The organism is Vibrio sp. L5-1 (assembly GCF_021728315.1).
Lineage (GTDB): Bacteria > Pseudomonadota > Gammaproteobacteria > Enterobacterales > Vibrionaceae > Vibrio > Vibrio splendidus_K.
This window is the reverse complement of sequence record NZ_JAKKCQ010000018.1, coordinates 1-12,940: the sequence shown is the minus strand read 5'-3', so window position 1 is coordinate 12,940 and position 12,940 is coordinate 1. Positions and strand designations below refer to the sequence as shown.

Here is a 12,940-nt window from a genome sequence, read left to right as displayed (position 1 = left end):
CAGTCATCTTTTGAAGATTTTCGATTCTTGAATCGGCTAACATTGTTGCGCCAGCATCAATAAGAACTTGTGCGATGATAGGGTGGCCGAGGAAGGCTTTTGTTACAGGCGTAACGGATATATTTTTTAGTGAGAGCTGAGTAATCAGGAACTGAGCGTTTTGGTGAATCTTCCCACAATCAATGTCTAATCTAGGGTAGTTCACCCTTTTGCGGCCAGTTTTCTTGCTATCATAGGGAAGGCTGACGTTACGATGTGCAGTAGATGTTCGACAGGCTGTGATAATGCATCAGTAACCGGTATACCAAATTCGGTAGTGTAGCTGTCTATCACACAGCGTGTTTCATCTAAAGACATATCTTCATGATTCAGTGTTAGTCCAATAACATCGGTATTAGAAAACGTTTCGATAAGATTGATTTCTGAGGCAATCGAAGGCATTGGGCAATCAGGAAAATCACTACGATATAAACGTTTAGGAGCATGTTGCAATATCACACCCGCTGGACAACTGCCACGTAAGATAAATGCGCTGGTTGAAAACGCAGGGTGACTCAAGGCTCCTTGCCCTTCAATAATAATCAGGTCCGGATTTTCTTTTTCATAAGCCTGTACAATGACAGATTCCAACTCACCGGCACAAAATTGTGAAGGGACAGCATCGAGTGCAACGCAGTATTGTGCGCCTTGCATAATACCTGTTTGACCAGTGGCAATCAGAACGACGTTAAGGCCTTTTCTAGTCAGTTCATTCGCCAATATTGTTGCTGTTGTTCGTTTTCCTAGCGCGCAATCCGTCCCCATTACAGCAATTCTCGGACATTTAACGTTGTGTATTTTGCCGCTAAACGTTTTCAGATCGCCTTTACTTTTGGGTTTGCGAGTATCGAATATTCGAACGTTATTCTTTAAGCTAGCTTCTAAAAACAGAGGATCATCAGTTAGGAATTCATGCAAGCCATTTACGATGTTCATTCCTAGTGACATGGCATTTAAAATGATGCTTTTATCTAAGTCAGATAAAAAACCACTTGATGGCGCAATGCCAAAAATGAAGTAATCGGGAATGCTTTCCGCGTGAATGATAGCTTCTTCAGCATTGGCAAGGATCGGTATTCCATTGGCTTTGTTATCAAGTACTTCTCCAGCATCTAAGCCGGCAGATACACTATCAATAACCGATAGAATACGATAGCTTAATGAATGCCTCACTAGCCCATTAGCGGTTTTACCATCAATTTCACCGAAATTACCTTCGCAATATATAATTGCCGAAGGGATGACAGGATTTACTTTCTGAGCAAGTGGTAACCAAGGTGCGGAATGGGGTACGTCGTTGTTGATTTCTACATTTTTAATTCTAGTGAGTTTGAAGATGTTTCTTAACTTTTGGGTTGAAATGGACATAATTAAAGCCTGCGGTGAGGCTTAGGAGGGCAACTAAGGAGTGCCGAGATGCGAGTTCGGAAAAGAAAAGAAGTCCCCACTAAGCGGTAGGGATAACAACCAAGGTAACACACTCACCAGACTTTTGTTGGTTATTATTAATACGCTTTCTAAGTCTATCACTTTCAGGCTTCACTCATACTAACGTGACTGATTAGAGATCTAAGATTCATTGTTCAACGTCGCCGTATCAACCTCTCAGCTTTAAGGTTTCAAGATACTTTTTCTAATATCAGTTAAGTGAGTTAGAGTTTTTGATCTAACGCGTTTCTGTCCAAAACCATCACAGGCTGAATTTTTACTCGTGGCACGTTCTACCTCAGAAATGCCCCGTTATTGGTTTCGGCAACATGTTAGCGTTTTTAAACAACATGAATTTCCCCAAATACAATTCATGTGATGTCTAAAAACTATAAGGTGTCAATTATGGGTAGCATTATGTGTAAGTGCAAAGTTGTAACGTCCAGTCAGACTGACACTTCACTAAGCGCCATTTTACTTAGATAAACCTATAGCTTGATATAGGTGCTTAATTTATGACGGCCGCCTTAGAGGTTCATGAGGCTTTCAATGGACTCCTCAATCGAATCAAAATGATAGGAGTGAATCTCACAACCATCACCAGCTTCGATTCTAACTTTAGAAATACCATTGTTAATTTCAGCCTCAAGAAGGCTGAGAGAATGCTCGACTGACTGACAAATAAAGATATTTTGATTGGTGAAAGTTATGCGGCATGATTGTAAAACCATAGTGTTTCCTTTTCTAGCCTAGGCGACAGAATCTTTGTGTTCTGGTTGCCAATTGATGACGTTATTAGAAGAATCCCTTCTATTTTTAACAGTAGACTAGATTGTAAAAAAATATAGTTTATTTTCTAGTGGACATCGAAAGTGTGACTTTGAAAAGATAAGGCTCTGTTATCACGGGATTTAACACCTTGTTAAGCGAAGCATTATTCTATACCTTGCCGTTAAGCTAGGAGATGCTCTAAGGTTCAAGGAATACTCATTAGGTTTTTCTAGGATTCTGAAAAGTCAGTGCCCAAAGATTGATAGAACAATGACTCCTACTTCTTAGTTTTTAACACTTGTAGTGATAGTGAGGTACGGAACCGTGATGGCAGAAAGAACGCGTTGAGTGAAGCCCGTAACTTAATAGTACTATGCGCCGTTTGTCACTGAGATAAGTAACATCTTCAACTTATATTTGCACTAGCCTTATTGTTGCTTCAGCAGCTTAAGGTTTGGCCTTACATGAGAAGTAGTTCAGCTTTTTACTTGAATGTTTGCAACAAGTTGCGACACTTGAAAGGTTATTTGGTCTACGACCTCTTTTACAAACATGGTTCTGTCATTCCCTGATAATTCTAGGGCGGATCCAAGGTTGGGGACATTCCAGCGAAGCTTGTTTGGTATGTGTGAATAAACCACGTTTACGCATTCAACAAACAAATTACACTGCTCAATACTTATTTGGTCACACAGCGTAATCACGTAATCGAAGTTTTCTTTTGTCTTTTTGTATTCAAAAACAGTTTTGCTTTCGGTCTGTATAGGTACACAAAGTAAGTTAGACAATTCGTCTAAGATAGCTTGGGGTGTTCCTCCAGTCTCAAACCCTGAGCAAGTTGCTTGTACCATCCCATTAAATTGCTGCTCTACAATTGCTTTAGCGATAGCCGCTCTTACGCCTTTTTTAACGCAAACAAACAGAATGTTGATAGGAGTTGCACTCATACTAAAAATAATCCTTACAAATTAATATCGTATATTAAACATAGATATTTTGAGGAGCTTTTCAACATGGTGATGACTTTAGACACAAAAGAAGCTAAGAGCTTAGCTCATAACTCTACTGTGACTATATACTTAGTTAAAAACGATTGGCGAGTTCTAGCATGCGCCAAATAGAAAGATCTATAAAATAGTTGAAGAGCCTCTGTTAAAAGACAGGAGCCAAAGCGACATTACCATTTTGATAGCTCAAGATTGGCTTACTCAAGATCCTTGCATTGGTCAGTTACTTTTAATGAAATACCTATCCAAGGTAAATAAGCATGAATAAAATTAGCTTCTTAAAAATAAACAGTACCATCATCGATGACATTATTGAGCTCTCAGTGGAAGAGTCTCAAAAACAACTGATTGCTAACAACACAGAATGGCTTGTAGAAGCCAGCTTTAACGACGATAGCATCAACTATGGTATTTACTTAAACGATAAACCTGCGGGCCTAATCTCTCTGATTGACCCTAGAATACTGGACTCACACGATGAACACTTTCAAAAGGAGCATTTATATGTATGGCGCATCATGATTGACCATCGTTTCCAAGGAAAGGGATTGGGGAGTCAAGCGATTAACTTCAGTAAGAAATACGCTTCCATTATTGGTTTAAAAGGCGTCTCCCTGACCACGATGGATAAAGAAAAAGGCAATGCGCTCTCCATTTATCAAAGGATCGGTTTTATACCAACGGGCAGAAGACTTGATGATGAAATTGAATTAATTTTTGGCTTACGGAATGAGTGAATAAACAAGTCAGATGGTGTGCCTGGGACGGCTATTTAGCCGCCTCATTTTAGACCTAAACTGTGAAGATATTGAAGAGTCCATTCAAAAATGACTGATCCCTCCGGCACTCTCACCTCCAGCCGGTCACGGCATAACCAAAAATCAAATTGACACTTGTTCAGTATCCGTAACCTTTAAAGACCTTGAATCGCTTCGATGAGTTTCTTGTTTGGAGTATGGTCTGACTCTACCCCATTGTCCATATACCTCACTTGCCTATGTATGACATCTTGACGTCAATTAATACCAAGTTCCTCTCATACAGGGGCACTTTCGCCCCCAAAATACAGGCTAAAAATGACGAAATTACGGTTAACGGCAGTTATCGCTAGCACGCCTCTAGACATTTCTGAGATAGGACTTTGACCTAGCTCACCCACTTGATATTAGAAAAAAGTATCTTGAAACCTTAAATGTTATCTGTGATGTTTCCATTCTGAACGTAATACTCCAAACTTGATTGAATCGTAATATTTACCTTGGTAGTATCGAACTTTACGTAACCAAGCTTCTTGTTGAAAACCTAACTTTAATGCCAAAGACATCATTCTAGGGTTTCCCGACCACGTTGTCATACCAACTCGCTCAATGTCATTAATGCTGAACAAGTGTGTAACCCAAAGGGGAACTGCTTTTGCTGCTATCCCCTGCCCCCAATAGTTTGAATCATAGATAACCACGCCAGCTTCAAGCCAACGGGTATCTTCACATTCCCAGTAACTATTGACCACACCAACAGGAGCATTATTAGCTATAACCAATTGTAAATCAGAACCTTTAAGTAACCGTTTGAAAGTAGATTGTTCAAATTCACTTAATGTTGGATGCTCATAAGGAAAGTACGGCCCATTAAACTGAGTCCACTCATTATGAGATGTGACAAGAACAAAAATTGACTCTAACTCACTTGGTTGTGCTGCCCTGATCTCTACTGTCATACCTTGCTTCATGCTTTCCCTGTACCCAATAGCAGCTAACGAAAATTATAAGTCTGAATGACCTATCTCTTCACTTAACTGTGCAACAGTTCCTCATTACGTTCAACGTCCAATTAGTAACTTGCTAAAATAATATGATTGCAACCTAGCAGCTTAAACAAACCCAATAGACAAAATAATATGTATTAGATTTGTAACTGGTAAATTATTGAAGATGAAATTAGGTAAAAGCAAGTCAGCACGTAATGGAGAACTTTTTAGTTAGAAAGTGCTATGGGTTACAGTTCAACCTGAAACGGGCCCTATATTTTTGAATTATAGCAATTGCTAAGCTAATTCCAGTTTTAAGCTTAATTTTGGAATGAGTCGCAGTGAGGTTGAGGCAACGCATTCGTGTAGCGTGATACCAAAAGACTAAAAAATCTCTGGCAATTCTTATCGCACTGAAAACTTAGCCTCTAAATGGGCCTACTGTGCTTTTGAGGTGAAAATGGAGCGAAACGAATACTATTGCTGTGATCAGTGGTGACATAGTAAAATCGACTAAGCTATCGACGGAAGATTATGGCGATTTAGTGAAAAGGATTAAGGCTATCCAAGATCTAAGCTCAATATTCAAAGGACCATAACGGGTATTCAAGCTCTATTCTGCGTGGGGATGAGTTTCAGTCCATTGTACTGAATCCTGAGAAAAGCTTGATATATGCTCTTAAAATAAAGGGAACAATCAAGGCACTTGGTAAGCAGCTTGATAATCGTATCTAGTCCCATATTACTGCTCTAAAGATCGCAAAGCCTCACCTAGTAGGTCTGCCGGCGAAAGGTTAGAGTGGGTGTTCATTATACTTTCGATTCTCCTTGTAGAAAAAGAACTACAAGTCTTCCCTTTACCATCAAAGTCCTCTTGTCTTCTGCCGTATGCAATGTAAACATTAATGAAAGTACATTCCCTCTCTCTCACTGAGCAGTTAATTTTTCTGAGTTTTTTTTGAAGACCTTCAAACATTCTATCGAGACTTTGGTCACTATTTGCCTTAGTAAAGTGGCCATAGACTTCAGAGATAGTGCTATTTATTGATAGCTCAAACCTATGTACTTCTTGTTTCATTTAAAATAACTCAAGTATTATTAGAATTTTGTTACACATACTATAACCAAAAAAATTGAAAGTTATTCGTTAATCAATTTAGTCGGCTTTAGCTCTCTTTGTTATCAGCTCTTGCCGACAAAGCCAACTTGCTTCCAGTTGTAAAATACATCATTGTAACTAGCCTTGAGTCGCGACGACATGCTGACTCAGAGTTGGACAAGCCGAGTTAGGGCCTGCCTCTAACTCGTTTCATTCGGATAAGGAAAAGTATCTAAAACCTTAAACGCTGGTATACACAGATTACTTACTTGTAGCTAAACGGGCAGCAAGCCCCAAAAACACCACACCCAATGCACCATCAATATGACGGTTTAAACTAAACTTACGACCTAGCAAAGAACCCAACTTACTAAAAGACAATGAGAAAATAGTATTGATACATAAAACAATACTACTAAGAATGGTTCCAAGTATGAGTATCTGGCTGGTTAAAGCACCATCAGAATGAGTAAACTGAGGCAAGAACATACTAAAGAAGAGTAACGCTTTGGGGTTCATAATATTGTTAAGTAAACCACGGTAGACTAGCTCTTTATTACCCAAAGACTGAATCGTCTGACTTGCAGATACGTCTCCTTTATTCTTTAGCCATCCACGTAATAAATTTATTCCGAGCCAAGATAGATAAATTGCCCCAACAATTTTGATTGCCAATACCAAAGGTGGCATCGCTTGCATCAGTTTTCCTAAGCCAAATGCTACTAACAGTGTTTGAATTAACCCTGCGATGAAAATACCAAGGGACACCATTACTCCAGATTTAAATCCACGAATCGAAGAATATGATGATATGAGTACTAAGTCTGGACCTGGAGAGATTGCTAAGAATATTGTGGTAACAAAGAATAGCGGTAATATCGTGGTATCAATCATTTTTACTGGCTCCTTGCAGTTCGTCAGATCCTACCAACTAATCATTTGAGATAAAAGCTGAATAATTGCCACAGGTTTAGCATGAACTCAAAGCTGATCGGTTTCGAGTGTTAAGAAAAGATTGTTTATCATTAGCATGATTTATGCAAAGTTATTGATATAACCTGCAATGAGTTTTACTCTATGCTGATATGGGGCAGATCCGAGCTCGACACGGTAGTTAGCTCCCTGTGATCACCAAGCGATTCTGTCGTATCGTAACTACCAAGCGACTTTGCTCAATTAGTAAATAACTAAAAGTATGGAAAATCGCTTAACTTAGTGTCTAATCTTGGCGGTGCAGATTAAGCTGATCGACTCTAACCAAACTGCACACTCCATTAAGCCATTAAGCGACATTTTGCTTTTCAAAGTTATAGAGATACCCAAGAACAGGGACTTACCTTCCTTGAGTCTAACCATTACTCTAGCTAGACATTGACCTTCGTAGCTTGTCACTTTGGGCAAAAAGTGAAAATAGAATAAAGCAGATGAGGGCAAGTCCTGAAGATATCCCCAACATCAATAAGCTTTCTTCATATATCAGAGGTAAAGCTATTGATAAAAAAGCGAGTATGACAACAAATAATTCACACCCCGCCCCAAAAATAGGGCGCTGATGACGAAATACTGCCCATTGATAAACCATTGTTGATAACCTCCATCCAGCTGAACTTAGTTATTCTCTTGCACAGGTGATTAATTGTCTTATTATTTATATATAATTATTGAATTAATGGCCACTCCTAGGCATAAAGAGATTGTCACTTCAATTAATACCTACACACAACCTAAGCAACAACTCTTTTTCAATGGTGAAATACACTACATTCTATTTATGTCATTTCTATAGTCCCATGTTAGTTCTCGAAATAATAACCTCTAAAATTAGGCCCCTATAAATAGTCATGCCTAGATTAAATTTAATAGAAACCAGTTTAAGCCCTCTCTCGCAACGGCTCGCTTAATCATAATTGCATCGTGATAGACACTCGGGTCGTAAGTACAATGACCAGATACCTTAAGGATACTTAGGCGTGTTTGTTTCAGTAAGTTCGGGAGGACTTCTCCATTTGTAACCGTCGATAAACTTAGCTCGGCTGCAATAATTTCATGAGTGCTTGTGTCGACGGCAATATGCAGCTTTCCCCAGACTCTACGCTTGCCATCCGTCCCGTGTTTTTTGACTTTCCATTCACCTTCGCCATAAACCTTAAGGCCAGTAGCATCAATCGCTAGGTGCTGTATTGCTCCTCTCGTTTTAGTCTTAAATGAGACCTCAACTTGCTTTGCTCTACGACTGATGCAGGTGTAATTTGGACAACTTAATGGAACATGAGCAAGTCTAAATATCGAGTCGATAAATCCTTACAGCGCTCTCAGTGGCATAGAAAACACGCGTTTCACCATGAATCACTAATCGACGTGGCCTACCACGCTTATTCTGTTTGCTTTGCGCCCAGCTACTTATCGCTTCTTCATCAATCCAAAAGGTCAGAGAGCCACGGTTAATGAGTGATTGGTTGTATTGCTTCCTGTTGATTGTTTTGTAACGAGCTTTAGGCTATGAGGCTATGAGGCTATGAGGCTATGAGGCTATGAGGCTATGAGGCTATGAGGCTATGAGGGATAATGAATGTAGCTGATCAGATCGTATAGATTTAGTTCAACCGAATTACACTACAAAGCCACTTCTAAGTAATTTTTACTCCACTCATTAGTACATGATAAAACTAATACCCAATTTAAAGTAGTCGCATTTTTTAAAACCTCGACCAAGTCTTTAGGTAACGCGCACTAGTCCAAGACATTTAAGCAAATGGCTAAATAAAAATTGTCATCAACTACACCGTTAGAAAAAGGAGCTTCTATTAACGTAAAGTACTAGCCAATTCTGCTCTAATGAAAGTTGAGATTTCGGCCAACTTTCTCGGCAGTGGATTTTGATAAGGGTAAGCGATATACATCGATCTTTCCGTATCGAAAATTTCCACAGTATGGATATGGCTATTTATGTGGCTATCTTTCATGAGATAATTTGGAATGACGCCAACACCGACTCCTCTAGCAACAAAGTTAATTAAAATGGATGTATTATCAACTTCAATGACATCATTATAATTCTTCTTTATCAACTCTTTGCTCGAATGGTTTTTATAGATGAGTAAAGTGTTATTTTTAGTGTCGTCGATTTTTGATATTAAAATATCGTTATAATTTGCTACTTTATGTGCAATCAATGCGTCATCAACAACGTTATTAAGCCTAATTGCCATGTCTACATTGCTTTCTAATAAGTTTTCAATGTTATTACTTGATGATATTTCAAAGTTCACAGCAGGATATCGTTCTTGAAGGCCTTTAAGAATATCACCAAAAATAGAAGATGCTATTGAATTAGGCATTGTTATTTTAAATTTCCCATTAATGCAGTCACTCAGTGATTTTGCTCTGTAAGTCAACTCTTGCAAATTATCCAAAGCTTCGATGGCAAGCTCTTTGATGCTTTCACCATGATCAGTCAGAACGAGTTTTCTTGTTGTTCGGTGAACCAGCGTAACCCCAAGCTGTTTTTCTAAGGTTGCCAGTTGACGGCTTACTTGAGCCTTCGATTTTCCAAGCTCCTTTGAAGCCTCTGTCAAGGAAAGGTGCTTACAAACTGCCGCAAAGCAGATTAGCTCATTGTTCATCAATTCCATGATTGTTACCTATTTGCAACTCTGAGTCACGTTGTCTTTTAAATGCCCACTTAGTATAACTAGCTTTCGTTGGAGGATGAAAGTGATATTTTAATTATTAATCAGACTCATTTGAGATTCTGAATTTTAAGAGTTTAGTTAATGAAAACCTCATTATTGTTAACCGTTATTTTTCTAATAATAGAAATAACTATTGTTCTGTTTTTTTAATCTTTATCTATAAGCTAATAAAATTAGAGAATTAAACCATGAAAGTAGAAAGTCAAAATAAAAAGAAATATATATTTTCTCACAAATTTTTTTATAACCCGATAAATTATGCTCTCCAGTATTACACAAAAGTGTTTGTTACATTATTTGGTGATGAGATGAGAGCTCGCCACAGAAAAAGTAACATCAACTTACCAAGTACATATGAGCTTAGTGAGCACATGAAACGAGATCTTGGTTTAGATTGATTGGCAGTTTCCACTCGAACAATCCGAAACGTATTTGCAATAAAAAGAATAGTATCCACGAGATTTCTATTTATACCATTCAAACAAGAACTACTAAGGAAATCACAAAGTGGAATTCATTAATACCGCTTGCGCTAAACAACCAAATGGTCATTACAGTCAAGCTACCTTGATAAGTAATACATTGTACATATCTGCACAACTTCCTGATACTGCGGCAAGTGTTGAAAAAAAAGACATGGCGAAAGAGGTTGAAAGGCAGACTCGTTCTGTTTTAAACAACACTCTAGCGCTCACTCAAGCGGCAGGCGGCACACTACAGAGTATAGCGTTGGTCAGGTTTTATTCTACAGATGTGAAGTACTGGCCAATACTAGATCAAACTTTTGCTGATTTTATGGGTGAGCATAAACCTGCTAGAGCAGTAATATGTGTCGCTTCAATTAAACAAGATTTTTGGGTGATGGCGGAAGCTATCGCAGAAATCACTATGCCAACAGCAGAGGAATCGTGCGATGGTTACCATTTATGTGGTTGATGCATTTACCAGCGAACCTAACACTGGAAATCGGGCGGGAGTTGTTTTAGATGCAAACCAGCTTACCACTCAGGAGATGCAATATATTGCTGCATTTACGGGTTATTCAGAAACGGCCTTTGTTTTGTCACCTAAAGATCAAAGCCATGACGTATATGTTCGATACTTTACCCCCACCAATGAGGTTCCAATATGTGGACACGCGACCATAGCTACTCATTTTTTGCGAGCCAGTACAGGGCATCTATCAGACTATCCGTTAATAGCGAAGACAGGGGCAGGCAATCTACCTGTATCAATTTCGGGTAGCCCAAAAGATATCTTGGTGAAAATGACTCAGGGGCGCGTGGAGTTTCTACCGCCATTTAGCCAAAATCAACGGAATGGGCTGGCAAATGCCCTAGGTATTAGTGTGAGTGATTTTGCTGAACTGCCAATACAAATTGTCTCGACAGGTCATTCCAAGGTTATGGTTCCTATGCTTAGCAGGAAGAAGCTTGATGGATTAACCCCGGATAACGAGAAGTTAAAAGCGCTCAGTGATGAGATAGGCTGCAATGGATTCTTTCCCTTTTTTTTAGAGGGGAGCAAGCAAAAACCTATAACTTATGGACGAATGTTTGCCCCTGCAATTGGGATTAACGAAGACCCTGTAACGGGTAATGCCAATGGCCCCGCAGGAGCTTATCTTGTTCAGCACAGTTTGATTGAGTGTAACTCGAAAGCATGTTATTGGGGATATCAGGGACTGGCAATAGGAAAACCCGGCCGAGTACTAGTGTCAGTGGAGAAAACCGATACACAATTACTCGTCAGCATTGCAGGGCAAGCCGTACTAGTTGGTAAGAGAGTCGCAGAGTTGTCACTGAAACCTGTAAAACTGCTCCGCACCTAGCAGTTTTGGACTCTGAGTTAAGTTACTCACCATCCCTATAGTTATTCGAGAACTGTTAATTTAGCAAAGTGGTTAGCACATTTTTGTCCAAAAGTGTGTTTAAAATAGTCAGATATATTTTGGTCAGACAATCAAGCCTGCTCCGAGAAGCGGGCGCCAAACATTTAAAAACGCATCACGTTTCAAGGAGACAAAGGTGACCAACTATTGTATGCGGTTCCCCCCCCTTGTACGTCCCTATAGCTGTACTCAATGCGCTCACTTTAACCTCCCAGAGCCCGAGAAACTGCACAATCCGTATAAAAAGCCAACTAACATTCAGCAAGCGCCAATGTCATTAAATCATTAAATTGACGTGACACTCGCAAAAGCCGCTCCGATGACTGATACATCAATTATTAACGGTCGATGGGCTCGACTCTAACGCGTTGCCGTAATGCCTGCCAAATTTCAGGTAATCGGTGCCCGAGTTTTTGCAGTACCATCACCCAATGCGAATGATGATGCTCATCTTTCGCCATATCATGGCCAAAATGCGTGACTTTACAGCGCCGAGCTTGTTCAACGTGGTCAAAGTCCACCGTCAGTTCAAGTAACGCCTGCTCTACCTGACGATAGTTATAGGGCTTTGTTGACAGTGTTCGCACTATCACGCTCAACCCCAAATGCATGGCCATCATTTTGCCAAGTTCACGTTGAATATCAACACTGTCATCGATGCGGCACTGATCATAGAAAGGGATTAGGTGTAGATAAAGGTGAGCGGGGGTGACATTCACAATCAATCGCTGGCGAACCATCAACGACGAGGCATTAGGGTAGCGCTCTAGAATACATTCAATACGGCGCCTTAGTTGGGCCTCATTATCTTGGCTCATCACGACTCGATATTCAGGAGGTTACAATAAAGCTATCTTGCCACACCCCGTCCCATGTTTGATCTTGTATATTATGATATTGGTCGCATATTGATATATCATAATCCATCACATCGCAACAAAGTACACTGTAAAAATAAGCGGCTTATGGCCGCTTCATTTAAATCCAACCTCGTTCAGAAAATGAAACTACACTCTCGAATGAAACCACGAAGTGGTCCAATACTCGGATATCAACCAATGCCAACGCGTCCGTTAGTTGGCGGGTAATGCGGCGATCTGCTTGACTTGGGGTGGCGTCGCGTAGAGTAGGGGCAAGTACGCCATACCAGCTTCACAGCTGGCGGTTTTACTCACTCCTCTCTCCGAACCGGACGTGCGAGTTTCCCCGCATCCGGCTCTCCATTTGACAATCATCAACTCGCAGTTTCTTGTGTTCCATCATGTG

11 protein-coding genes and 4 pseudogenes are annotated in these 12,940 nt (G+C 39.9%); 4 read left to right on the top strand and 11 right to left on the bottom strand.

Annotated features, from left to right (window positions below; all coding sequences use genetic code 11):
- From L3V35_RS25060 to L3V35_RS25045, 4 genes and pseudogenes are all read right to left on the bottom strand, one after another.
- Window positions 1-205, bottom strand: a pseudogene (locus L3V35_RS25060) (alanine/ornithine racemase family PLP-dependent enzyme); the annotation flags it as partial.
- Complete coding sequence (locus L3V35_RS25055) at window positions 202-1,407, bottom strand: DUF1611 domain-containing protein (RefSeq protein WP_102338688.1); 1,206 nt, start codon at window positions 1,405-1,407, stop codon at window positions 202-204. The pseudogene L3V35_RS25060 and the gene L3V35_RS25055, both read right to left, overlap by 4 nt.
- 587 nt (window positions 1,408-1,994) lie before the next feature.
- The gene (locus tag L3V35_RS25050; RefSeq protein WP_237300822.1) at window positions 1,995-2,198 is read right to left on the bottom strand and encodes a hypothetical protein; all 204 of its coding nucleotides are present in this window, start codon (window positions 2,196-2,198) and stop codon (window positions 1,995-1,997) included.
- Window positions 2,199-2,714: 516 nt separating this feature from the next.
- Entirely contained in the window at window positions 2,715-3,185 is a 471-nt protein-coding gene (locus L3V35_RS25045) for a hypothetical protein (RefSeq protein WP_237300821.1), read from the bottom strand.
- 320 nt (window positions 3,186-3,505) lie between these two features.
- On the opposite strand from L3V35_RS25045, the gene L3V35_RS25040 reads away from it, so the two are divergent.
- Window positions 3,506-3,982: a GNAT family N-acetyltransferase gene (locus L3V35_RS25040; RefSeq protein WP_237300820.1), complete on the top strand. Its 477-nt coding sequence runs from the start codon at window positions 3,506-3,508 to the stop codon at window positions 3,980-3,982.
- Between the two features lie 179 nt (window positions 3,983-4,161).
- On the opposite strand, the pseudogene L3V35_RS25035 reads toward L3V35_RS25040, so the two are convergent.
- The 5 genes and pseudogenes from L3V35_RS25035 to L3V35_RS25015 all read right to left on the bottom strand — a co-directional run.
- Window positions 4,162-4,260: pseudogene (locus L3V35_RS25035) on the bottom strand (IS6 family transposase); the annotation flags it as partial.
- A gap of 180 nt (window positions 4,261-4,440) precedes the next feature.
- On the bottom strand, window positions 4,441-4,962 hold the full coding sequence (locus tag L3V35_RS25030) for a GNAT family protein (RefSeq protein WP_237300823.1): 522 nt from the start codon (window positions 4,960-4,962) through the stop codon (window positions 4,441-4,443).
- A gap of 1,390 nt (window positions 4,963-6,352) precedes the next feature.
- The gene (locus L3V35_RS25025) at window positions 6,353-6,985 is read right to left on the bottom strand and encodes a LysE family translocator (protein ID WP_237300819.1); all 633 of its coding nucleotides are present in this window, start codon (window positions 6,983-6,985) and stop codon (window positions 6,353-6,355) included.
- 993 nt (window positions 6,986-7,978) lie between these two features.
- Window positions 7,979-8,567, bottom strand: a pseudogene (locus L3V35_RS25020) (IS5 family transposase); the annotation flags it as partial.
- Between the two features lie 328 nt (window positions 8,568-8,895).
- A complete protein-coding gene (locus L3V35_RS25015) occupies window positions 8,896-9,723 on the bottom strand; it encodes a LysR family transcriptional regulator (RefSeq protein WP_237300818.1) in 828 nt (275 codons plus the stop codon).
- A 248-nt stretch (window positions 9,724-9,971) separates the two neighbouring features.
- Here L3V35_RS25015 and L3V35_RS25010 point away from each other — a divergent pair, with 248 nt between their 5' ends.
- The 3 genes from L3V35_RS25010 to L3V35_RS25000 all read left to right on the top strand — a co-directional run bounded on the left by L3V35_RS25010 (window position 9,972) and on the right by L3V35_RS25000 (window position 11,614).
- Complete coding sequence (locus tag L3V35_RS25010; RefSeq protein WP_237300817.1) at window positions 9,972-10,181, top strand: hypothetical protein; 210 nt, start codon at window positions 9,972-9,974, stop codon at window positions 10,179-10,181.
- Window positions 10,182-10,290: 109 nt separating this feature from the next.
- Window positions 10,291-10,719: a RidA family protein gene (locus L3V35_RS25005; protein WP_237300816.1), complete on the top strand. Its 429-nt coding sequence runs from the start codon at window positions 10,291-10,293 to the stop codon at window positions 10,717-10,719.
- Entirely contained in the window at window positions 10,697-11,614 is a 918-nt protein-coding gene (locus tag L3V35_RS25000) for a PhzF family isomerase (protein WP_237300815.1), read from the top strand. Before L3V35_RS25005 ends, L3V35_RS25000 begins: the two co-directional genes overlap by 23 nt.
- Before the next feature lie 398 nt (window positions 11,615-12,012).
- Here L3V35_RS25000 and L3V35_RS24995 read toward each other — a convergent pair whose 3' ends face one another.
- Together L3V35_RS24995 and L3V35_RS24990 are read right to left on the bottom strand one after the other, a co-directional pair.
- The gene (locus tag L3V35_RS24995; protein WP_237300814.1) at window positions 12,013-12,492 is read right to left on the bottom strand and encodes a hypothetical protein; all 480 of its coding nucleotides are present in this window, start codon (window positions 12,490-12,492) and stop codon (window positions 12,013-12,015) included.
- 160 nt (window positions 12,493-12,652) lie between these two features.
- Window positions 12,653-12,790: pseudogene (locus tag L3V35_RS24990) on the bottom strand (JAB domain-containing protein); the annotation flags it as partial.
- Window positions 12,791-12,940 lie beyond the last annotated feature (150 nt).